General features: G+C 69.6%; 15 protein-coding genes. 6 read left to right on the top strand and 9 right to left on the bottom strand.

The features are described from left to right. The first annotated feature begins 30 nt into the window (after positions 1 to 30). Positions 31 to 6,507 (top strand): Ig-like domain-containing protein, encoded by a 6,477-nt coding sequence (locus AB0M26_RS25965; protein ID WP_365264432.1) that lies wholly within the window; start codon positions 31 to 33, stop codon positions 6,505 to 6,507. Positions 6,508 to 7,093: 586 nt separating this feature from the next. On the opposite strand, the gene AB0M26_RS25970 is transcribed toward AB0M26_RS25965, so the two are convergent. From AB0M26_RS25970 to AB0M26_RS25980, 3 genes are all read right to left on the bottom strand, one after another. Continuing rightward, positions 7,094 to 7,930: a hypothetical protein gene (locus AB0M26_RS25970; RefSeq protein WP_365264435.1), complete on the bottom strand. Its 837-nt coding sequence runs from the start codon at positions 7,928 to 7,930 to the stop codon at positions 7,094 to 7,096. An 89-nt stretch (positions 7,931 to 8,019) separates the two neighbouring features. Then, positions 8,020 to 8,946 (bottom strand): ABC transporter ATP-binding protein, encoded by a 927-nt coding sequence (locus AB0M26_RS25975; protein ID WP_365264437.1) that lies wholly within the window; start codon positions 8,944 to 8,946, stop codon positions 8,020 to 8,022. Further along, positions 8,943 to 9,338: a GntR family transcriptional regulator gene (locus tag AB0M26_RS25980; RefSeq protein ID WP_365264439.1), complete on the bottom strand. Its 396-nt coding sequence runs from the start codon at positions 9,336 to 9,338 to the stop codon at positions 8,943 to 8,945. Before AB0M26_RS25980 ends, AB0M26_RS25975 begins: the two co-directional genes overlap by 4 nt. Before the next feature lie 400 nt (positions 9,339 to 9,738). Here AB0M26_RS25980 and AB0M26_RS25985 point away from each other — a divergent pair, with 400 nt between their 5' ends. Next, positions 9,739 to 10,752 carry a magnesium and cobalt transport protein CorA gene (locus AB0M26_RS25985; protein ID WP_365264441.1) on the top strand — a complete coding sequence of 338 codons (1,014 nt, stop codon included), beginning with the start codon at positions 9,739 to 9,741 and terminating at the stop codon, positions 10,750 to 10,752. A 24-nt stretch (positions 10,753 to 10,776) separates the two neighbouring features. Here AB0M26_RS25985 and AB0M26_RS25990 read toward each other — a convergent pair whose 3' ends face one another. Next, positions 10,777 to 11,970: a PP2C family protein-serine/threonine phosphatase gene (locus tag AB0M26_RS25990; protein ID WP_365264443.1), complete on the bottom strand. Its 1,194-nt coding sequence runs from the start codon at positions 11,968 to 11,970 to the stop codon at positions 10,777 to 10,779. A gap of 647 nt (positions 11,971 to 12,617) precedes the next feature. Here AB0M26_RS25990 and proC point away from each other — a divergent pair. Genes proC through solA form a run of 4 tightly spaced genes read left to right on the top strand, consistent with a single transcriptional unit; the run spans position 12,618 to position 16,515 of the window. Continuing rightward, positions 12,618 to 13,472: a pyrroline-5-carboxylate reductase gene (gene proC, locus AB0M26_RS25995; RefSeq protein ID WP_365264445.1), complete on the top strand. Its 855-nt coding sequence runs from the start codon at positions 12,618 to 12,620 to the stop codon at positions 13,470 to 13,472. A gap of 12 nt (positions 13,473 to 13,484) precedes the next feature. Next, positions 13,485 to 14,405, top strand: a complete 921-nt coding sequence (locus AB0M26_RS26000) for a methyltransferase (RefSeq protein ID WP_365264448.1) — start codon at positions 13,485 to 13,487, stop codon at positions 14,403 to 14,405. Beyond that, entirely contained in the window at positions 14,384 to 15,355 is a 972-nt protein-coding gene (locus AB0M26_RS26005) for an EamA family transporter (RefSeq protein WP_365264451.1), read from the top strand. Before AB0M26_RS26000 ends, AB0M26_RS26005 begins: the two co-directional genes overlap by 22 nt. After that, positions 15,352 to 16,515: an N-methyl-L-tryptophan oxidase gene (solA, locus tag AB0M26_RS26010; protein WP_365264453.1), complete on the top strand. Its 1,164-nt coding sequence runs from the start codon at positions 15,352 to 15,354 to the stop codon at positions 16,513 to 16,515. The genes AB0M26_RS26005 and solA overlap by 4 nt, the downstream gene beginning before the upstream one ends. A 1,418-nt stretch (positions 16,516 to 17,933) precedes the next feature. Here the strand turns inward: solA and AB0M26_RS26015 are convergent. The 5 genes from AB0M26_RS26015 to AB0M26_RS26035 all read right to left on the bottom strand — a co-directional run bounded on the left by AB0M26_RS26015 (position 17,934) and on the right by AB0M26_RS26035 (position 23,431). Beyond that, the gene (locus AB0M26_RS26015) at positions 17,934 to 18,323 is read right to left on the bottom strand and encodes a hypothetical protein (protein ID WP_365264456.1); all 390 of its coding nucleotides are present in this window, start codon (positions 18,321 to 18,323) and stop codon (positions 17,934 to 17,936) included. A gap of 118 nt (positions 18,324 to 18,441) precedes the next feature. Continuing rightward, on the bottom strand, positions 18,442 to 20,901 hold the full coding sequence (locus tag AB0M26_RS26020) for an NACHT domain-containing protein (protein ID WP_365264458.1): 2,460 nt from the start codon (positions 20,899 to 20,901) through the stop codon (positions 18,442 to 18,444). A gap of 493 nt (positions 20,902 to 21,394) precedes the next feature. Next, the gene (locus AB0M26_RS26025) at positions 21,395 to 21,616 is read right to left on the bottom strand and encodes a hypothetical protein (RefSeq protein ID WP_365264460.1); all 222 of its coding nucleotides are present in this window, start codon (positions 21,614 to 21,616) and stop codon (positions 21,395 to 21,397) included. A gap of 51 nt (positions 21,617 to 21,667) precedes the next feature. Next, positions 21,668 to 22,399 (bottom strand): HAD-IB family hydrolase, encoded by a 732-nt coding sequence (locus AB0M26_RS26030; protein WP_365264463.1) that lies wholly within the window; start codon positions 22,397 to 22,399, stop codon positions 21,668 to 21,670. A 36-nt stretch (positions 22,400 to 22,435) separates the two neighbouring features. Beyond that, entirely contained in the window at positions 22,436 to 23,431 is a 996-nt protein-coding gene (locus tag AB0M26_RS26035) for an aldo/keto reductase (RefSeq protein WP_365264465.1), read from the bottom strand. Positions 23,432 to 23,460 lie beyond the last annotated feature (29 nt).

The following is a 23,460-nucleotide window of genomic DNA, read 5'->3' on the forward strand; positions in this document are numbered from 1 at the left end:
AACACCTCCACCGGCACCGACACCCACACCGTGCTCCCCGCAGGGACCACCACGACCGTCACCTCCGACCCCGACCCCACCGCCTTCGGACAGCCGCTGACGTTCACTGCGACAGTGGCCTCGGACATTCCCGGACCGGCTGTGCCAACCGGGACGGTCACGTTCGTCTTCGACGATGCAGCTGTCGTCACCGTGCCGGTGGTCACCGTGCCGGTCGACACCACAGGCGCGGCGGTGCTGACGCTCAACTCCCTACCGGTCGGCACGTATTCGGTGACCGCCACCTACAGCGGCGACTCCGACCACGCTGGTTCCTCCGGCACCGACACCCACACCGTGGGTCGGGCCCCCACGACGACCACCGTCGTCAGCGACCCGGACCCGACGAGCTTCGGCCAAACGGTCGTCTTCGCCACGGTGAGTTCCCCACTGGCGCCGGGAGGGGGATCACCCTCCGGTACCGTCACCTTCGCCATCAGCGGCGGCCCCACACTGACCGGAACCCTCGACGCGTCCGGCGTCGCGGTCGTCAGCGCCAGCTCACTCCCCGCCGGCGACTACACCATCGTCGCCACCTACAACGGCGACACCAACTTCGCCCCGTCCGGCGGTACCGACACCCACACCGTGGGCCGCGCCGCAACCACAACCGTGCTGGCGTCCGCCCCCGACCCGTCGGTCTTCGGGCAGGAAGTCGGATTCACCATCACGGTGACACCCGTGGCGCCGGGGGCCGGCGTTCCCACAGGCACCGTCACCATCAGCGGAAACGACGGCGGCTCCGTCACGTTCCCCCTGGACGCGGACGGGGTCGTCACCGGGACCCTCCCTCCCTTCGCACCCGGGTCCTACGTCGCCACCGCCACCTACAACGGCGATGCCAACTTCCTCCCCTCCAGCGGCACCGACACCCATGTCATCAACCGCACCGCGACCTCCACCGTGCTCGCCACGGCCCCCGACCCCTCCGTATTCGGCCAGGAAATCCTTCTCACCGCGACCGTCACCCCCATCGCTCCCGGCGCGGGCGTCCCCACCGGAACCGTCACGATCACGGAAAGCGGAGGCGGATCGATCGTCCTCCCCCTGGGCCCGGGCGGCGTCGCCTCCCTCACCGTCCCCGCTCTGCCCCCTCGTGCGTACGCGGCCACCGCGACCTACAACGGCGACAGCAACTTCGCCGGTTCGACGGGCGCGGACACCCACGTCATCCAACCCGCCGCCACAACCACCACCGTCGACTCCTCGCCCGATCCGACCGTGTTCGGCCAGCCCGCGACCTTCACCGCAACGGTCGCGCCCGTCGCGCCGGGAGCCGGAACCCCCATCGGCACCGTCACCTTCACCTTCGACGACACCACCACCCTCACCGGAACCCTCGACACGACGGGCACCGCGACCGTCAGCACCGACACCCTGACGCCCGGCACCCACACCGTCGAAGCCTCCTATGCCGGAGATACGGGCTACCTCGCATCCGACGGCACCGGCACCCACACCGTGGGTCAGGCAGCGACCAACACATCGGTCACCTCGGCACCTGATCCGTCCGTGTTCAGGCAGCCGATCACTTTCACCGCCCTTGTGACGTCCGTCGCCCCTGGGGCCGGGGTGCCCACGGGAACGGTGACGTTCATCATCAGCGGGGGCGGGGGCACGACCACCGTTCCGCTCGACATGGACGGAAGCGCCCGGCTCACCCTCGACTCCCTGCCCGCAGGCGGCTATTCCGTCACCGCCACCTACAACGGCGACGGCAACCATGCCGGATCCACCGGCAGCGACACTCACACCGTCAACCAGGCAGCGACCACGGTCAGCGTCACGGACGCGCCCGATCCCTCCAGGTCGGGGCAACCGGTCACCATCAGCGCGACGGTGGCCGCGGTGGCCCCGGGGAACGGTACGCCTTCGGGCACGGTCACCTTCGTCATCGGCGGCAGCGGCGGCGGCACCTTCACCGAAACCCTCGACGCGACCGGTACCGCCCAACTCGCCCTCAACACACTCGGGTTGGGCGGCCACACCATCACCGCTACCTACAATGGCGCTCCCGACTACGCCGTCGCCACCGGCACGGAGACCCACACCGTCGAGGTGGAGCCCTCCAACACCACCACTCTGACGTCCGGTCCCGACCCGTCCGTCTTCGGACAGCCCGTCACCTTCACCGCGACCGTGATCCCGGCACAGCCCGGCCCCGTCCCCACGGGGGTCACCACGTTCGTCGTAGCCGGTGCGGGCGGGGGCACCTTCACCGCGCCGCTCGATGCGTCCGGCAGCGCCCAACTCACCCTGGCTTCCCTCAGCGTCGCCACCCACGCCGCGACGGCCACCTACGGCGGCGACACCGACTACAGTTCCTCCACCGGCGCCGACACGCACACCGTCACCGTCGCGGACACGACCACCTCCGTGGGCTCCTCGCCCGACCCGACGGTGTCCGGACAGACGGCCACTTTCACCGCCACCGTCGCGCCCGTCGCGCCGGGAGCCGGAACCCCGGCCGGCACGGTCACCTTCACCATCGACGGCACCATCACTCTCACCGGAACCCTCGACGTAACCGGCACCGCCACCGTCGGCACCGACGCACTCACGACGGGCGCCCACACCGTCCAAGCGACATACAACGCCGCGGGGGACCCCAGCTTCAACACCTCCACCGGCACTGACACCCACACCGTGCTCCCCGCGGGGACCACCACGAGCGTCACGTCCGCCTCGGACCCCATGGTCTACGGCCGGCCGGCCACGTTCATCGCCCAAGTGACTCCCGTGGCACCGGGCGCCGGTGCACCCACCGGGACCGTCACCTTCACCATCAGCAACGGAGGAGGAACCGCCACGGTCCCGCTGGCCGTCGACGGTACAGCGACGCTGAGTCTCAACTCCCTTCCGGTCGGCACCTATTCGGTGACCGCCACCTACAGCGGCGACACCGCCTTCACAGGCTCCTCGGGCACCGACACCCACACCGTGGTTCAGGCCACCACGACGACCACCGTCGTCAGCAGCCCGGACCCGACGAGCTTCGGCCAGACGGTCGTCTTCGCCACGGTGAGTGCCCCACTGGCGCCCGGAGGGGGGCCGCCCACCGGTACTGTCACCTTCTCCGTCAGCGGCGGCCCCACACTGACCGGAACCCTCGACGCGTCCGGCATCGCGGTCGTCAGCGCCAGTTCACTCCCCGCCGGCACCTACACCATCGTCGCCACCTACAACGGCGACAACAACTTCGCCCCGTCCAGCGGAACCGACACCCACACCGTCAACCGCGCATCAACCACAACCGTGCTGGCGTCCGCCCCCGACCCGTCGGTCTTCGGGCAGGAAGTCGGCTTCACCATCACGGTGACACCCGTGGCACCGGGTGCGGGCGTTCCCACGGGCACCGTCACCATCAGCGGCAACCAGGGCGACTCCGTCACGCTGCCCCTGGACGCGGACGGGGTCGTCACGGGCACCATTCCCCCCTTCGCACCCGGGTCCTACGCCGCGACCGCCACCTACAACGGCGATGCCAACTTCCTCCCCTCCAGCGGGACGGACACTCAGGTCGTCAACCGCTCCGCGACGACAACGACGGTGACGTCCTCGCCCGACCCGTCGGTGTTCGGGCAGACGGTCACCTTCACCGCCACCGTCACGCCCGTCGCTCCGGGTGCGGGCACGCCCACGGGAACCGTCACTTTCACCGAGAGCGGCGGCGGCACCGTCACCGTCCCGCTGGACGCCGGCGGCGTCGCCACCTTCACCAGCGACGCCCTCGCCGTCGGCACGTACAGCGGCACCGCCACGTACAACGGCGACACCAACTTCATGCCGTCCACCGGTGCCGACAGCCACAACGTCGAACCGGCGGACACGACCACGACCGTCACTTCAGCACCCGACCCCACGGTCGTCGGGCAGAGGGCCACCTTCACCGCCACCGTCGCGCCGGTCGCGCCGGGAGCCGGAACCCCGGCCGGAACCGTCACTTTCACCATCGACGGCACCACCACGCTCACGGGTACGCTCGCGGGCGGCATCGCCACCGTCAGCACGGACACGCTCACACCGGGCGCACATGACGTCCAGGCCACCTATGTGGGCGCGGGCGACCCCAACTTCCACACCGCCACCGGCAGCGACACCCACACCGTGCTCCCCGCGGGAACCACCACGACCGTCACCTCCGACCCGGACCCCACCGCCTTCGGACAGCCGGTCACCTTCACCGCGCAGGTGACCCCCATGGCACCGGGAGCCGGAACGCCCACAGGCACCGTCACCTTCACCATCAGCGGCGGGGGAGGAACCGCGACCGTGCCCGTGGCTGCGGACAGCACGGCCCAGCTCACCCTGGACTCGCTGCCGGCGGGCAGCTATTCGGTGACCGCCGCGTACAACGGCGACGACGAATTCACGGCCTCAACCGGATCCGGCGTTCACGCCGTCAACCGGGCAGCGACGACGACCACCGTCTCCGGCACACCCGATCCGTCCGCCGTGGGGCAGCCCGTCACCGTCAGCGCGACGGTCTCACCGGTCGGCCCCGGAGCCGGAACCCCGACCGGAACCGTCACCTTCACCATCTCCGGCACCGGCGGTGGCACCTTCACCGAAACGCTCGACGCCGCTGGGAACGCCCAACTCATCACGAGCACACTCGGTTTGGGCTCGCACACCATCACCGCCGCCTACAACGGCGACACCGACCACCTCTCGTCGACCGGATCCGACACCCACTCGGTCGAGGTGGAACCCTCCAACACCACCACGCTCACCTCCGGTCCCGACCCCTCGGTCTTCGGACAACCCGTCACCTTCACCGCGACCGTGACCTCCGCCCAGCCCGGTCCCGTCCCGACCGGAACCGTCACCTTCACCATCGCCGGAACCGGCGGAGGCTCCTTCACCCGGCCCCTCGACGCCGCCGGAACCGCTCAACTCACCCTCGACACCCTCAGTGTCAGCACCCATGCCGCCACCGCCACTTACAACGGCGACACCACATACAACCGCTCGACCGGCACCGACACCCACACCGTCAACCCCGCCGACACATCCACCACCGTCACCTCTTCAACCGATCCGACGGTGTTCGGGCAGACGGCCACCTTCACCGCCACCGTCGCGCCTGTCGCGCCGGGAGCCGGAACCCCGTCCGGCACCGTCACCTTCACCATCGACGGCACCACCACCCTCACCGGTACGCTTGCGGGCGGCGTCGCCACCGTCAGCGTCAGCACTCTCACCACCGGCGGCCACACCGTCCAAGCGACCTACAACGCCGCGGGCGACCCCAGCTTCAACACATCCACCGGCAGCGACACCCACACCGTGGGGCGCGCCGCGACCACCACCACCGTCACCTCTTCACCCGACCCCACCGTCTTCGGACAACCCGTCACCTTCACCGCCCACGTGACCCCGGTGGCGCCGGGAGCCGGAACGCCCACAGGCACCGTCACCTTCGCCATCAGCGGCGGCGGGGGGACCACTACCGTGCCCGTGGCCCAGGACGGCAGGGCGCAGCTCACCCTCAACTCCCTTCCAACGGGCAGCCGTTCCGTCACCGCCACCTACAACGGCGACACCGACTTCACAGGTTCGTCCGGCACCGACACCCACACCGTGGGCCGGGGCGCAACCACCACCACCGTCATCTCCGCCCCCGATCCCTCGTCCTTCGGTCAGGCGGTCACCTTCACCGCCACTGTCGCTCCCATCGCTCCGGGCGCGGGTACCCCGACCGGTACCGTCACCTTCGCCATCAGCGGCGGCCCCACACTGACCGGGACCCTCGACGCGTCCGGCATCGCGGTCGTCAGCGCCGGCACCCTTTCCGTCGGCAACCACACCGCCACCGCCACTTACAACGGCGACGCCAACTTCAGCACCTCCACCGGCACCGACACCCACACGGTGGTTCGCGCCGCAACCACCACTACCGTCACCTCCAACCCCGACCCGTCCACCTTCGGCCAGACGGTCACCTACACCGCCACCGTCGCATCGAACGTGCCGGCGGCGGGGACCCCCACGGGCACCGTGACGTTCCTCTTCGACGGCGCCTCGCCCGTCACGGCCCCGCTCGTCGGCGGTGTGGCCACAGTCACCAATAGCGGTCTGGGTACCGGTCCACACACGGTCACGGCCAACTACGGCGGCGCCTCCGACTTCGCCGCTTCGAGCGCCACGGATACCCAGACGGTGAACCGAGCCGCGACCACCACCACGGTCGTCTCCTCACCCGACCCCTCTCTTCCCGGCCGGGTCGTCACCTTCACGGCGACCGTGACGCCGACGCCTCCCGCGACGGGAACGCCCACCGGAACGGTCACCTTCGTGATCGGAGGAAGCGGCGGTGGCACGTTCACCGCCGCCCTCGTCAACGGCGTGGCCAAGGTCACCAACCAAGGACTGTCCATCGGCGCCCACGCCATCACCACCACCTACAACGGCAACGCCCAATTCGCCCCCTCCACCGGCACCGACACCCACACGGTCAGCCCTTGACCGTATGGGAGTGGCTTGTTCGTAGCCGCCCCGTCCGCGCTTCGCGTGGGCGGGGCGGAGTGGTCCGCAAGCAATTGGGCTCTGCCAAAGGGCCGACTGCTCATGCGCTCGGAGGACTCGGAAGGCCCCAGGTTCGGTGGGCGCCCCGGGGAAGAGGCTGGGCCGTCAGGGTGAGGAACTAAGGAGGGAGGCCGCAGTGGCCGCGTACGACGGTGAGCCGTACGGCGACGGCCCGGTCGCCGGCGCCTGGATCCTGAAGGCGACGGCCTGTCCCACGGCAAGCCGGGAGGCGATGCGCTTGGGCCCCGGGGAACCGTCGGCGTCGGCCGACGGGCGGATGGTCGTTGCAGCACTGCTGGGCAGCCGGATAGGTCCAGCAGCTTGGCGAGGCGCTCGGCTGGGTTTCCCAGCCGAGCGTTTTGCGTGGCTGCTTTGAGTTCGGTCGGCCGCGGCCCGCCACGTGCTCGGGTGCGCGACTGCCCGGGTCGGTCAGTGACACCCCGGCATGGCGTGTTTGCTGGACGGATTCCTTACAACTCCCCGAACACCCCTCCCTTTTGGAGGGATGTTCGGGGAGGACCGCGCCTTATGGGGTGCGTCGGCGGAGCAGCCAGAAGGCGGCGGCAGTGGTCAGGGCGGTGATGGCCAGGACGATTCCGGTCGCCAGGAGGTTCAGCGGCCAGAAGTCGGCCGGCGGGTGGGCCTTGGCGCTGGTGGTGTGCGAGTTGGCCGGCCAGATGGATGTCCAGATGTCGTACAGGTACAGGCGGAAGGCCAGCATGAAGCCGCCGGCCACGCCCAGGGCGGGCAGCGTGCGGCGCAGCATCAGGCCGGCCAGGGCGCCGGCGGCCAGCCCGCACAGGACGAGGGACACCGCTACCGGCCCGCGGGGGATGAAGACCCGGTCCCAGTACCACGCGGTGACCAGAAGGTCGTTGTCGGCAGTCCAGACCCAGTTGAAGACCAGGACGAGGACAGCCGTTCCGGCGGCCAGCACTGCGGCAGGCACGGCGAGTTTCGCCGCCAGCCAACGGGTCGGCGAGAGCGATTGGGTCCAGGCGAGCCGCGCGGTGCCCGTCTCCAGTTCGCGGCCGATCAGCGCGGCGCCCGCCCAGGCGGCGACGGCGCAGGGGAGATAGGTAATGACCTCGCCGATGAGGTTCATGAGGTTGTTGACGCGGGTGATGAAGGGACCGGTATCGGGCCCCGGGCCGCACACATCGGCCGGCACGGCGAGGCATGCCGCGATCGCCTGCCGTTCCGAGTCCGCCTTGAACCCGTGCAGCCAGAGGAGGACGCCGATGGTGAGCACGAGCAAGACGCCCCAGACCAGCAGCGCCGGGCGGTGCAGGCGCAGTATCGCGCGCCCTGTGGCGGAGGGTTGGTGGCCCGGTGCCGGGGCCTGGGCGGTGAGGGCGGTCATTTTGGTGGTCTCCTTCGGGGTGCGGACTGCGGGACTACGGCGTCCCAGCAGGTGGGACGCGGCCGGGACCGGCAGGGCGGTGGGGGCGGTCACGGGGACCTCTTCCGGCCGGTGGTCGGCGTGCGTGCGGCCTGGGAGGCCGGTACGGGGGAGTGGGGGCTGCGCAGATGGGCGAGGAGCAGTTCCTCCAGGGACGGTTCGCTGCTCTGCCAGCCCTCGCGCAGAGGTCCGGCGGGGCGGATGAGGGCGGTGAACTGGCGTCCGGTGGTACGGGACTCCACGACGGTGTGCGGGGCCAGGTCGCGGACCGCGTCGGTGACCCCTTCCCGGGCGGGCCCGGTGACCAGGGTGTGGGCGGCCAGCAGGGCGTCGATGTCGCCCGCCAGGCGCACGCGGCCGCCGCCGATCAGCAACAGGTGGTCGCAGGAGCCTTCCAACTCGGAGATCACATGTGAGGACATCACGATGGTGGTGCCGTGCTCGGCGACCGTGGCCATCAGGACGCCCATCAGCTCGTGGCGGGAGAGCGGGTCGAGGTCGGCCATCGGCTCGTCCAGGAGCAGCAGTTCGGGCCGCTTGCCCAGTGCGAGGGCGAGCGCGACGCGGGTGCGCTGGCCGCCGGAGAGCGCGCGGATCCGCGTCCCGGGGTCGAGGTCGCCGCCGGCCGCGATCCGCCCGGCGGTGGCCGCGTCCCAGTGGCCGGGGTTGAGATCGGCGCCCATGCGCAGCGTCTCGGCGATCGTCAGCTGCGGGTAGAGCGGTTTGTCCTGGGCGACGAACCCGATGCGTGAGCGGGCCGCGGCCGGGTTGATGCCGAGTACGGTGACCGTGCCCTTGGTGGGTACGGCCAGTCCGGCCGCATGGGCGAGCAGCGTCGACTTGCCCGCGCCGTTGGGCCCGACAACGGCGCAGACGCGCCCGGCAGGGAGCTGGAAGGTGCCGTCGCGCAGCGCCCAGTCTCCGCGCCGGCCGAACCTCTTGCCGAGCGCGGCCGCCTCGATGGCGGTGTTGGTCATCCCTGTTGCCTTTCGGTGGTCGTGAAGTGTTCGCTGAGGACAGCGGCGAAGAGTGCCGCCACGTCCTCCCGCTCCAGCCCGGCGGCGCGGGCGCGCACCGCCCAGTCGGAGAGCTCGGCCCGCAGCGGGGAGTCCGTCGGGGCGGCGCCGAGCGCCTTGCGTACGAAGGTGCCCAGGCCGCGGCGGGCCTCGACCAGTCCTTCGCGCTCCAGCTCGCGGTACGCCTTCAGAACGGTGTTCGGGTTGACGGCGGTGGCCTCCACGACCTCACGTGCCGTGGGCAGCTGGTCGCCGGGCTGCAGCACGCCCAGCCGCAGGGCCTGCTTGGTCTGCTGGACGATCTGTACATAGGTGGCGACGCCGCTGCGCCGGTCGATACGGAATTCGACCACCCGGACAACCCCCCTTTCACTAATTGAGTAGTGAAAGGGTGGTGCGAGTGGGCGCGGCTGTCAAGGGGTGCGCCCGCTGGAGGCACCCGCTCGCGTCCTTGCGATTCCAGGCCACCGACGCCAACGGCGGATGGACCCGATCCGGAGATCCGGCGACGCCGCTTCAGCCGGCGCCGGCCGACCGCACCGCGGGTTACGAGCGGGTGTCCCCGCCCGAGGCCCGTCCCACCGAGAGCCGTTGCTGAGCTGCGCCGGGCACGGCAGCCAGGACGGCGCGGGCACACCCATGCAATGCGCTCGCGGCACGCACGGTCGTGTGCGCGGCGAGCGTGCTACCGGAGCCCGGCACCAAGGCCCGTACCGAACCTCAAGTGCGGGTCCTTGGTGGGGGATGCATGAAATGACGGCAGCGGTGCAGGCGGGAGACATGAGGTGCGTGGTCTACAACGAGCGGACGGGTGGCCCGGAGCACGTGGACTGCTGGCAGGGCGGTGGTCATGCAGCCGCTTTGGGTCGCCTGAAGGAGCTGGCCGAGGGGGAGTTCGCGTGGGTGCACTTGGACGGGCCGGACCCGCGTGAGCTCGAGGAGCTGGCCGGTTATCTCGGGCTGCACCCCCTTGCCGTCGAGGATGCCGTCCAGGCGTATCAGCGCCCGAAGCGGGAGCGGTACGGCGATGTGCTGGCGGTGGCACTGAAGACGCTCTGGTATCTCCCGGGCGGCCCGGAGGTGGAGACCGGTGATGTCATGGTCTTCACCGGGCCGCGTTTCGCGCTCACTGTCCGGCACGGTCCGGCCGACCCCACCGCTGAAGCGGCTCGACGACTCGAGGACGATCCCAGGATGCTGCGGTTCGGGCCGCACGCGGTACTGCACGCGGTCCTGGACACCGTGGTGGACTCCTACTCGGAGGTCGCTGTCCGGATCCGAGCGGATCTGACGCGGTTGGAGTGCCGCGTGTTCGCCCCGGGCCGCGAGGACTTCACCGAGGCGATCTACACCCTCAAACGGGAAGTCGTGGAGTTCCGGGACGCGGTGGAGCCTCTGGTCCCGGTGGTGCAGGACTTCGCCGGTCCCCGGGAGGGATGGCCCGAAGAGGCCCGGCCCTACTTCCGGGACGTCGCGGACCACATGCAGCGCACCGACACTGAGGTGCACTCGCTCGACGAGCTGTTGAACTCTGCCCTCGACGCCCATCTCGCACGCGTGGGTGCCTGGCAGAACGACGACATGCGGCGCATGTCCTCGTGGGCCGCGATCCTCGCCACCCCGACGCTGATCGCCGGCGTGTACGGGATGAACTTCGCCCACATGCCGGAGCTCGGCTGGGTGTACGGATACCCACTGGCGATCACCCTGATGGTCGTGCCCGCGGGCCTGCTGTACCGGGCATTTCGCCGTAACAACTGGCTGTGAATCACCGGGAGAGGACCCGCCGCCTCACGGGGCGGAAGCCGCATCGGACGAAGGTCCGGCTGCTTCGTCGTCGAGCCGGTCGAGGATGAGCATCGCCACGTCATCCACCAGGCGGCCATTGGTGTGGTGGATCAATTCCTGATGCAGTTGTTCCAGGAACTCCGATGGGGGGGAGGGGCGTACGGCTTCCATGGTCTCCGCGAGGTCGAAGAAATCGTTGGCAGGGTTGCGGGCCTCGATCACGCCATCGGTGTGCAGAAGCAGCCGGTCGCCTGGCGCAAACGGGTAGCTCTCCGCCTTGGCGGGGGGACCGGTGATGAAGTCTTCCAGGCCGAGGGGCGGCAGCGTTGTCGTTGGCACCAAGGCCTGCGCCTTTCCTTGGCGAAGCAGCATCGGAGGCGGATGGCCTCGGTTGACCAGGAGCACCTGGGGTGCGTCCGGTACCTCCGCCACGAGCACCGTGACGAAGGACTCCGCCACGTCTTCCCAGTTGGTGTCGTTGTCCGTGTCCGTGTCCGTGCCCGTGCCCGGCATCGTGCTTTCGCGTCGCAGGGCGGCGGCACAGTGGTCGATGACCCCGAGCAATTCATCCTCGTAGTGGGCGGCCTCCCGGAAGGCGCCCAGGACCACTGCGGCTGACCGGACGGCGGGCAGCCCCTTGCCGCGCACATCTCCCATGATCACCCGGATCCCGTAGCGGGTCTGCACCGCTTCGTACAGATCACCGCCGATCTGTGCCCCTGCCTCAGCTGCCAGATACATGCTTGCCGCCTGCAGGGGGCCCAGCCGCGCGGGTACGGGCCGCAGCAGGACCTCCTGTGCCGTCGTGGCGATCCGTCGGAGCTGGTTGAGCTCACGCTGTCGTTGCGTGCGCACGGCATTACTGGTCGTGACGCTGGCCACCGACACCACGAGCAGCCCCAGCAGGTTGCTGTAGATCTGCTGGCCGTCCCAGGCGTCGTGCAACGTGGCGGTTGTCACGCTGACGGCCAGGGCGCCGGCTGCTGCCGAGAGGGTGCCCTTGGGGCCCATCGTCAGGGAGGCCAATGCCGGCATGGCAGTGAGAAGAGGGCCCGTATACACCCAGTGTGCAGCCGAGAGCTCGACGCCGAGGCCGAGCAATATGATCACGAACGGCACATACTGTGCCAGTCGGAAGAGGACCCGGCTTGGTCCGCCCGCACCTGGTTGACGATCTGAGCGGAACAGAGACCGCATGGGTCCAGCCTGCCTCGCTGAAGTGGAGCGTTCCAGTCAGCGCTCTGCGGGGGCCCCGCAATCGACAGGTGCAGCTCTGGGTGACCCTTGGAAGGATCCGGAGAATCTTCGGGCACTCGGAGAACCCGTGGTTGATCACCCTGGGCAACCCTGTGACTTCGGGCGGCTCGTCGAACTTGCCCGTCGGTCCGAACCGGGGCCCGCCGCACATGCCGCTAGTGACCGATCAACGCCGCCGCGCCGCCAGCGGTGGCCCGCGCCACGCGGGAGGTGAGGCCGCGTTCGCCGAGGGTGCTCGAGGCAAGCGATGCTCCCCGGCCCCGCGCCGATGTGACCGAGGCGCTCCACGTCCTCGAGCGGGAGGTCGTCGTGCTCCGTGACGCCCGAAGCGCGGACAAACCCCTCCAAGCCAACGGACGGCGCGGCTCCGCCCAACTCCAGCCTCCGGTTTCGGCCGCGGCGTCGGCACCACGTATTCGACGAGGCCCGAACACCGCTGGTGAAGGGGGATTTTCGCCATGTGCCGAAGTCCTCGGCGGGGGCCGAATAATCGCCGTTCCCAACGTGACCGGTTCTGCCCTGATGCCGACCCACCGGCCAAGCCAAGCTGCGATGCGAATAGACCAGGTGAAACATTTGGGGGGCACATGACAGATTCCATGCATCGCGTCGTGGTCATCGGCGCGGGACACATGGGCACCGCCATCATCGCCGGACTCCGGGAGAAGGCCGGAGACTTACCACTCGAGGTCGTGGAGATCGCGCAGTCCCGAATGCGTGCGGTGCGCGAGGAATTCGGCATCATCGCCCGATCCCACTACACGTCCAGGCCTGGCGACACCGTCGTCCTGGCCATCCAGCCGCAGCAGTTCGAGGAGTTCGCGGCAGCGCAGGGGAGAGGCGCATTCGAGGGTGTCCTCGTCATCTCGGTCATGGCCGGGGTGAGCACGGCAGTGGTTGGGTCCCGCCTCGACACCGGGGGAATCGTGCGGGCCATACCGAACACCCCCTCCGAGGTTTCCCAGGGGATGACGGTGATGTGTCCGGGACCCGCCGTTACCCCGGGCGAGACCGGGCGCGCCGAGCGCGTACTGTCCGCGATCGGGCAAGTCCTCACTGTCGCCGACGAGGCGCTGATCGACGATGCCACCGCGCTGTGCGGCGGCGGCCCCGCCTTCGTCGCGCACATTGCCGGCGCCTTCATCGAATTCGCGGTGAAGGCCGGATTCCGGCCTGCCGAAGCGCGGCTGATGTCCTGTCAGGTCCTGCGTGGCACCGCTGACCTGCTTGGGTCGACCGGTCGTGAACCGGATCAACTGTGCCGGGAGGTGATGACGCCCGGCGGGACGACGGAGCGAGGAGTCTTCCACCTGCTCGAGCAGGGACTGCGGGATGTGCTGGTCGAGGCCCTGCGCCTGTCGGCGAACCGCTCCCGGCAACTCGGTGACCTTGCTCGAACCGACCCACCGGGCACCGTCCGCCCCGGCGGGTCGGACGCGTAGGGGGTGGGTTCCATGCTGGGTGTGAGAAACAGTCGGCGCATCGATGCTCCATCCCCGGTCATCGCCACCGAGGCGTTCTCACAGGAGTCCTGCAACGCGTCCTCGGAAGAGTCCTATTACGAGGCGTACTTCGGCCTGGGACATGTGCTGCGGCTGGTCGACCGCCCCGGGGTGTTCAAGCTCAGCCCGGCGGGGCTGGCCCTGGGCGACTACCTGGTCCGCAGCGTGGACCCGCGCGGCCTGCGGGGCCCCGTACTGGACATGGGCACGGGCAGCGGCGCACTGGCCCTGCTGCTCCGCAATATCGGTGTGCGATCCATTGTGGCCATGGATATTTCGGCCGCCGCCGTGAAAGCGGCCATGGAGAACGAACTGCTGAACTTCCCCGACAGCCGCATCGCCTTCCACGAGGGAAGTCTCTTCGAAGGTCCTGCTACGAACGGCCCGTTCGACCTCATCGTCTTCAATCCGCCGGGCTGGCGCACCCCCTCCGCCACCTGCCGCCGGGACCTGGCAGCCGACCGAGCAGCGGGCCTGGACCTGTCTGCGATGTTCTCGGGGGAGAAGGTCCTGCTGGAATTCCTTCTCGCGCTGCCGCGGCATCTGGCACCTGCCGGGCGCGCCGTGATCGGCCTGAACTCCCTGACCGGGATCCGCAGCGTCATGTCCGAGCTCATGGACCGCAGCGGAGGCAACACGGCCGTTGACCTTCGACTGATCGAGCGCCACTCATTCCCCCTGTTCCTGTACACCCGTCAGTGGCAGGCCTCGCGCGACATCCTGCTGGCGGAGTTCCAGCGCTGGAGGGAGAAGGCGGGGGCAGCATTCAGCATCACGGCCGACGGAACCCTCTACTGGTCGTACGAGATCGTCGAGTGCCGGCTGAAGCATCCCTACGAGGGGGCCCGTACATGCCTGCCCCGGCCCGAATGAGCGGCAGCGGCGGTCCCCGCGGGCAGGCCGCAGCCGGCATGGCCGCGATGGCTGCCGCGAATGTGATCCTCGGGGCGTCCTCCCTGTACTGGCACGGGCTGGCCGCGATCTCGCCGGCAACGCTGCTCGGGTACCGCATCCTGGCCTCACTGGTGGCCCTGATCGCGGCTCTCGCGCTGCTCGGCCGGATCCGGGCAGCGCTGGACGCTGCATCCGACGGCCGCCTGATGCTGGTGCACGTCACCGCCGCCGTTCTGGTCAGCGCCAACTGGCTCACGTTCATCTGGGGTTCGATTCACGGGCGGGTCATCGAGACCGGAGTGGGATATCTGATCGCCCCGGCGGTGACCATCGGCATGGGAAGCCTCGTCCTGCGTGAACGGCTCGGCCCCGTACGGGCGTTGTCGCTCGGCGTATGCCTCATGGGTGTCGGGCTGCTCATGCTGCGCAGCAGCGAGCTCGTCTGGTGGGTGTATGTCACGATCGGGGTGACCTGGGGGTTGTACACCTTCCTGAAGAAGTTGACGACAGCGGATCCGGTGACCGGGCTCACCCTGGAGACCGCTGTGCTCGCCGTCGCCACCGTCGGTGCCGTGGCCGCCACTTCCTACTCCCTCGCCCCGGGGGCGGCGGCCGATGGGGCGGACATCGGACTGCTGGCGGTCTGCGGTCTGGTCTCCGTCACTCCGCTGTGGCTGATCTCGTTCGGATCGAAGAAGATCATGCTGACCGTGGCCGGCTTCCTTCAATACCTGCTGCCGACAACGCAGTTCGTCATCGCCTTCACCTTCTATGGCCAGCGACCGTCCGGCAATTCCGTGATGTGCTTCGCCATCGTCTGGCTCGCCTTGATCTCCCTGGTCGTCGACTCCGTTCTGCGCGGCCGCAGAGCGGCGAACGGGCCGGAACGGCGCCTGGCCGCACCGGCCGGAGAGGAAACGCGCCTGTGAGCACGACCCGCTGTGACGTCCTGGTCGTCGGGCTGGGCGTCTTCGGTTCCGCCACCACCTGGGCCGTGGCGGAAAAAGGAGCGACGGTCCTCGCCGTCGACACCCACGGTCCCACCCACCGCTACGGTTCCTCGCACGGTGAGAGCCGAATTTTCCGCCGTGCCTACCGGGAAGGCGCGCACTACCTGCCGCTGCTGAATCGGGCGCACGAGCTGTGGTCCGAACTGGAACAGATGCACGGCGACCCCCTGCTCGTCCGCAGCGGGGGAGTCTTTATCGGCACCACCTCCAGCGGAGTGGTCGAAAACAGCCGCCGGACCGCGGAGGCCGGCGGGGTCCCCTACGAACTCTGGGCCGCGCCGGAACTCGCCGAACACTTCCCCTGGTTCACCGTCGACTCCGGGATGTCGGCCCTCTACGAGCCCGGCGCCTACGGCATTCTCGCCACCCGAGCCCGCCTCGCCATGCTCGATGCCGCCGTCCGCCGCAATGCCGTACTGCGTTTCGGCACGGAGGTCGCGGACGTACGGCCGGACCGGAGCGGAGCGACCGTCCGGCTGAGCTCGGGTGAAGAGATCTCGTGCGGGTCCGTGGTCATGGCCGCGGGACCCATGATGCGCGGGCCCCTGCCCACGGGCCTCGGAGGGTTGCTGGAGCCCGTACGGGTGCCGGTCTACTGGTTCCGCCCCGCCCCGAGCGTGACCACGCGGGGGTTCCCCGTCTTCCTGTACGAAGCACCCGAGGGCGGAGTCGTCTACGGACTCCCGGAATGGGGGGAGGAGGGGCCGCTGGTCAAGATCGGATTCCATGACCTCCAGCACCTTCCCGGTGAGGCAACGGAGTCGGCCGCGCCGGAGGTGCCGCGACATTTCCGTAAGGAGATCGAGGTCGCCGTGGCACGCATGCTGACCGGTATCCAGCCCGAAGCGGTGCGCTGGCGTACCTGTTTCTACACAATGACCCCGGACGAGGATTTCGTGATCGACCGAGTGCCCGGTTCTCCAGCCCTCGTCCGGATCTCGGCGTGTTCCGGACACGGCTTCAAATTTGCACCGTCCGTGGGGGAATGTGCAGCCGAGCTCGCGCTGGGTGAGACGCCCGGAATCGATCCGGCCCGCTTCTCCGCTGCCCGATTCGCCGCAACTCCACAAGTCGGCTGACGGCCCCATCTCGGCTCGGCGAGCCCGAACGTCCCCGGCGGCCGACCAGAACGCCCCCGGCGGCCGACTGGTCCCGGGCCACCTGGCCGCGCGCGCAGGGCCGCGCGTGTGTGGCCGCCGAGGAGGAGCCGTGTGCCCGCCACTGGACGCTTGCAGCCCCCGCTGACGTGCGCCAGCTGCACGCGGGACCGACCTCGGGTCCCGTGCAGGCGGGTGCTGCCAGTTCAATGGATCAAGCTTGCGATGATCCCGAGGAGATCGAGGTGCTGGGGCGTGGCCGGGGCCGGCGTCTCGGTCTCGGGCGGCGGTTGGCTCGGGCTGGGGGAGGCCGGCGGCGAGGTGGCAGTCCCTGTGGCCGTCGGGACGGGGGGACCCGAGGTCGCCGGATCCCCGGATCCGGCAGCAGCCTTCCGCATCTCGATGGCGGAGGGCCCATCGGACTGCACGCTGTTGTGGCGAGAACGCGTCAGCTCGTTTCTCTGCTGCCTGTCGTCCTTGAGGAGTATGGGTGGGGCGGGGCTCGGCATTCCCTGAGGGCCGTCGGTGAGGCGAGGGCTGCTGCTCGGTTCGCTCACGCCAGGAATGTCCGGTGATGGCGTGCCGTCGCTGGTCAGCATCCAACCGATGACAACGAGACCTACTGCCGCGGCAATCCAACAGGCTGCGAGCCTGCCGGCTTTTCCCACCAGGCGTGTTGATCTCCCGCGCGGGCGCTCGGTCCGTGGCCGTTCGGCCTGCGAGCGCGGGGGTTCGGGGGACGCGTGGGTCCCCCTCCTCGCCGCGGGGCTCGGTGCTACCCGCGGTCGAAACGGGTCCCAGGTCTCGACATCGGGGGAGGACGCGCGCGACGGCCCGTCGCGAGCAGTCTCCGCTACTGGTGCAGCGGGGCCGCTGGAGTTGCCTTGGCCCTGCTCGTCGCGGGCCCGGCGTAGTGGCCGCAGGTTTGTGGCCACGGCGGGATCGTGGGTGCTCGGTCGCGGCAGGGAGCCGGCTGCACGCAGTTCGGTTCGCGCGGCCTGCAGGGCATCCAGAATCCTCTGGAAGGAGTCCGCAGTCGAGCGTTCAGGGGGGTCGGATCCCGAATGACCTCCCCGAGGGTCCATGTGTTCGGTGGTGTGCAACGCAGTCCTCCACAACCGACACCCCCGAGTGGAACGAAGTCGGGCCACAGGGGGCGCCTATCGGCGGATGAGCGAGCACCAGCACGATGACTCGTACGCCTTGCACGGTGCCTCGGCGGGGCCAGGGCCGAGAGAATCATGTGGTTGTGAGCCGTGCGCAGCCGGTCGGAATGGGACCGTGCGCTACTCCGTCACTGAGGGTGGCGGGCATTGTGCGGGTGTGCAATCCGCAGACGCTGTTGCTTATAGGGTATTTTCCCGGCCCAGCCGGTGAGCCTTGGATCACGCGGAAATGCCTCAACGATCGCCGAGCTGCCGAGCCGTCAGATTTCGGGCTGGAAATACTGCCCGTGCCTGGAAAGAGCTGTCAAGGGAAAGGTTGCCCTGCCCCGGGGCCTTTAGTGCAATCATTGCGGAATCGAGCTGCCGGGCGTAGTCATGCAGTCGCCTACGGTCATTCCGTCCCACCCCCTGCAAATTGAACGGACGGTCGCCGGTGATCGCGAGAATCGCCGGTACTGCGGCCACCGCCCACGGGTGATCTGCAATGTGTCGAACCGAATCGTTCACAGCCACACCGAAGCGGGGGTCGAGGCGCTGCTGGGCACTCGCAAGGAACTCTCGGGCGATCATGGAGTCCGCCGCCATGACCAGGATGGCGTCCTCGCCATCCACCGCCGGCAGCACCCGGGCCAGGGCCTCCTGCCTGCGAGCCGCAACCCCGCCGGTGCCCGGGCGGGGTTCCTCGCCTGCAGGCTGCCGCGCCGCATCGTGTCCAGACGGTCAGGGTCCGTGACACGGTACGTCAGGGGGCACCAGTGGGTTGCCGGCTGCGTGGGCTCGGCCCGTTCGGCGTCCCGTGCGTTGGTGGGGCGTGCCGCCCCAGGCCTGGGGCGGGGGCATAAGTGGTGGCCAGGTAGTTCTGGAGCTCCACTGCTCGGAAGCTGTAGAGGGGCCCTTCCTGCCGGAGGATCTCGCACTCGTGCAGGAGGTTGAGAAAGCGGATGAAGCGCCAGGGGAGTCTCATCCGGAGTGCGAACCAGGTACTGCACAGGATGTAGTTGGGCCATGCCGTGTTGTAGGCGGCGACGACGATGCCGATGGTCATGCCGAACAGCAGGCCGTGAATCGGCCGCGCGGTGAAGGAGGAGTCGCCCACCCGGTCGATCCAGGGTTGGACCAGCCCGTCCAGGGCGATGAGTGCCACGGTGGCCGTCGAGGCGACACCGAAGAAGCAGAGCCAGGCCAGCGCTCGGTCGTGCTCATAGGTGCGCAGCGTGCTGGCGCTGGGCAGACGACCCGGCTGGTTGAGCCATGCGATCACTCCGGTCGGCAGCCCGATGGCCGGGCCGAGAATGAGGGCGAAGACAATGCCGACATGCACGCCGTGTCGGATGCCGTGGGTGGCCGCTCCCACGAAGGCCCCGCCCATCCCCGCCGCGGTGGCCGCGCACGTCGCGGCGAGCACGGGGCGCAGCGGTATGCCCAGGTTCTGGCGGATGTGCAGGCTCGCTGTCGAGGGCCGCAACGGTCCGCCGGGCCTCGTCAGGAGTCGCGCCGCAATGGTGGCAACGGCGGTGCCGGTGACCACAGCCAGGAGGACACCGGCCGGGGTCCTGCCGGGCGCGGAGCCGGGGGGAAGGACGGCTTTCACCGCGTAGACGGCGAATGCGCTGACGCTGCCGGTGAGGACGACGGCGGCGATGCAGGCGGGCAGGCGGCCGCACAACTGGGACTTGAAGAAGAAGACGAGGCCGATCGCCGCACCGATCTCGGCGGCGTCGACGATTGCTTTCTGGACGTCGAGCAGCCAGGTGCCGACCGCGAGCACGCTGATGGCGCTCGAGACGGCCGCGACGAGTGTGGCCGGGCGGGTGTTGACTCCTCTGCAGGCACCCAGGACGAAGCTCGTTACGGTGCCGATGGCGAAGCCCCGCGTCAGGCCGGGAGGCATGAGCAGACACAAACGGTAGGCGGGGGCGACGGCCAGGGCCGTCGCGGCGCCGAACACCACTGTCGGCACGCGTTCGTAGATGCGCCACCATGCCAGCGTGCGACTGGCTCCGGGTGCTCTGGACATCTCGAAGGCCACACAGGCGGCCCAGCGCTTGGCCCTGCGCAGCCTTCGGCTGCTCGTCCCGAGCCGGGACCGCAGAGCCTGATCGACGAAGGTGCGGTACAGCAGTCGCTTGCCGGCGTCCGTGCCCTGCCGCGTGACCTCGGTGAGGAATTTGCCGGGGACGTCCACGTCGCGCTCAGCGGCGCGGCACAGCAGATCCAGGTAGAGGGGTGTCGTGAGCATCGCGGTCAGCTCGGGATCCGCGTCGGTGCGCAGCGCAGAGCACAGGGCCCGCAACGGGGTCCGTACGGTGGGCGGAGCGCTGTTCAGCCGGGTGGTGAGATACGCGGCGGCATCCGTTCCGGTGAGACGTTCGAGGAGCAGGACGTGCGCCCCCCTGAGGGATGGCAGACGCGCCGATGAGCGGGTCAGGACGATCAGCGACTGCGCCCGGTCCACCGCTTCGTCGATCTTCATCAGCGCATCGGAACGCACAGGGCCGCGGATCTCGTCAAGTCCGTCCAGAATCAGGACGATCCGGTCGATGGCCAGGCGCTCCAGGAGCGTGTCGTTCCTGGGGTGCAGCGCACGCAGGGAGGGGTACGCGGCGGCGACCTGGCGGTCGAACCAGTCGCCGAACCTTTCCTCTTCGGGACTCCAGGAGGCGAGCGAGAGGTAGAGCGGGATTCGCGCGGGCTCCGTCTCCCCGCGCACGACCCCGGTGGTGAGCATGATGGCGAAGGTCGTCTTGCCGACGCCGGGGGGACCGTGGACCACGGCCCTGCTGAGGGTGCCGCCGACCAGCAGTCCAGCCACGTCCTTTGCGTACTTCTCCGAGGGCCAGACGGGGTGTCCGTCGGCTGGACTGGCCAGATAGCCGGAACCTGCGGCATCCCGCAACCGGATGGGCATCAGCTCCGGGCCGTCCAGCCCGCGGGCCCTGCGCTCCTTCCGCCAGAAGTCGTCGATGTCCGTGCGCAGATCGGGCAGGATCCCCTCCACGCTGGGGCCGGGGCCACGTACGGGGAAGAGCTGGAAGCCGCTGAGCAGCAGGACGAGGCCACAGACAAGGGAGGACAGTTGGTCCGACTTGTCCAGGCCATAGGTGAGGCTGTAGAGCAGCAGGCCGGCACCCGACAACGTGACGGCCCACTTGAGGCGGTTCTTCCATCGCTTGGCCCTGGTGGAGCGAGTGAACATTCGCATGCGGTGCCTTTCCGTCCTCCCCGGGAGTGCCGTTCACCGGCGAGGCTGATGCGTCTGCGGTCATGCGGCTGTTGGCCGTGGTTCGCGACCGCAGGATGGGGATTTTCCGGACCCCCTTCGAACAGGCGTCACGAAGACCGACGGTCGACCCGTTCGGCATGTTCCGTCCCTTACGGCGCTCTCGAGGCGTTGAGGGGGCGCACAGATGCATCCATCGGGACGGGGGCGTGCGCCGAGCGCCATTCGCCGAGTCGGCGTCAGCGCGGGCGCGCGGCACCTGCTTCGGCGCTGAACTGGGAGAACGAAACGGTTCCGTGGACAGGCGGGTCGGATCACCATGGGTCGGCAGCGACGTCCGTGACGATGACGCGGTCGCTGTCCGGCTGACGGTGGGCTGTCGCCGCCGGGGTGGGGGCCCACGCGAAGCCGCAGAAAGCACTCGCCGCGGCCGTACGTGTTGGGCTGCCCTGGGCTGTGTCGAGGTGCGCAGCCGTCAGTGGGTCCTGGCCGCCGCCATGCGCTCGGTATCGATCGACGACATGCGCACGGGCCGTGAACGCTCGCCGTACGACCACTGCCGCCTCGGCTCCATCACCGAGACCGTCGTCGACACCGTCGTGCTCCAGCTCGAGGCCGAGGGCGGCTCAGTCTCGATGACACCGTCGAGAAAAGGCTGCCGAGCGCGGTGCACGGCAACGGACATGGCGGCGGCCATGTCACGCTGCGACAGGGCGGCTCTGCACGTTGCGCACTTCGCCCGGCGCTCTCACCCGGAAGACTTGAGCGGGGTGGCGGCATTGACGCCGGGCAGGCGGCGCCATGCGCTGACACGGGCGCGTTCCAGCAGCGTCGGGTCCTCGCCCACGACCACGGGATGCCCGACCTGGCTCAGCAGGTCCAGGTCGGAGGCATGGTCTCCGTACGCGTGACAGTCCCCGGCAAGCAGCCCCCGATCACGCAGCACCGCCGTCACCGCCGCGGCCTTGCCCGCCCCGATCCGCACCTCGCGTACCTCTCCGGTGTAGCGACCGCCGGCGGTTTCCGGGACCGTGCCGAGCGCTACGTCCGCGTCGACGTACGCGGCGACCGGGTCCAGGCAGGCGGAAAAGGACCCGGAGACCAGCACGATCAGGTCCCCGCCCGCGCGGTGCCGGCGCAGCGCCCGCAGCACCGGCTCGTGGAACAGGCCGCCGGCGCGCAGCCCGTCGTCGAACCACCGCTGCCCGGCCGCCGCCACCTCTGCCACCCGGTGGCCCGCGAACAACCGGTAGTACGCGCGGTTGGACGCCGCCCGGCCGCCCGGCCCGGCGGCGGTGGCCCTCAGGGCGGACACCGCTTCCTCCGCCGCCAGGTCGGGGTGGCCGAGCCATCCGTAGTAGGAGCGCAGGAACGACAGCATGCTCTTGCGCGTAATCAGCGTTTCGTCGACGTCGAAGAAGGCCGCGCGGCCCCCCGGTCCCGCGGCACCCGTTTTCCGGTCCGACCGTTCGGCTGTCACCGGATTTGTCCCCTCCGTGTGATGTGTGCGCGTACGTCAGTAGCGCGAGCCGACTGCTTCCGGTACGCCGTCCAGCTCGGCCAGGTCTTCCTCGCCGAGCCGGAGGGCGGCTGCCTCGGCGTTCTCCCGCAGGTATCGGGAGTTCTTGGTGCCGGGGACGGGGATGACGTGCTCGCCCTGGGCGAGCGTCCAGGCCAGGGCAATCTGGGCCGGCGTGGCACCGTGCCGCCCGGCGACCGCGCGTACGACGTCGACGATGCGGCCGTTGGCCGTCAGCGCCTCGTCCTGGAAGCGCGGGCTTGAGGCCCGGAAGTCGCTCTGTTCGAACTGGTCGGGACTTGTGTATGCGCCGGTGAGGAAGCCCCTCCCGAGGGGCGCGAACGGAATGAAGGCGACATCGTTCCGCGCGCACCAGCCGACCATGTTCTCCGCCACGGGTAGCCCCTCCAGTTCGTCACCGGGTCGGCCCAGCGGTTCACGCGTCCACAGCGACAGCTCCGACTGCACGGCCGCGACCGGGTGTTGGCGGTGCGCCTCGGCGGCCTGCGCGATGCTCACCTCGGACAGGCCGAGCCGCCCGACCTTGCCCGCCTCGACGAGTCCGGCCATTGCGCCCCAGGTCTCGGCGAGCGGCACATCGGGATCGACGCGGTGCAGATACAGCAGGTCGACCACGTCGGTGTCCAGACGGCGCAGGCTTGCCTCGGCCGCCGCCCGTACGCGCTCGGGCCGGCCGTCCCGGTGCATGGCCCGGGTGGCCAGATCGTCCACCACGAGCCCGCACTTGGTGGCGAGCACCACCTCGTCGCGGCGCCCGGCGAGGCCCTTGCCGAGCAGCCGCTCGTTATGGCCGTCGCCGTAGACGTCCGAGGTGTCGAAGAACGTGACACCGAGGTCGACGGCTTCGGCGATGATCTGTACGGACGATTCGTCGTTCCGCTGCCCCTCGGCGTAGCCCCAACTCATGCCCATGCAGCCGAGGCCCAGGGCACTGACGAGGGGGCCGGAGGCGCCGAGCCTGCGCTGTTCCATGCTTTTCCTCACTCCTTCTCCGGTCGGTC

The sequence above is a fragment of the Streptomyces sp. NPDC051776 genome, from assembly GCF_040681345.1.
Lineage (GTDB): Bacteria > Actinomycetota > Actinomycetes > Streptomycetales > Streptomycetaceae > Streptomyces.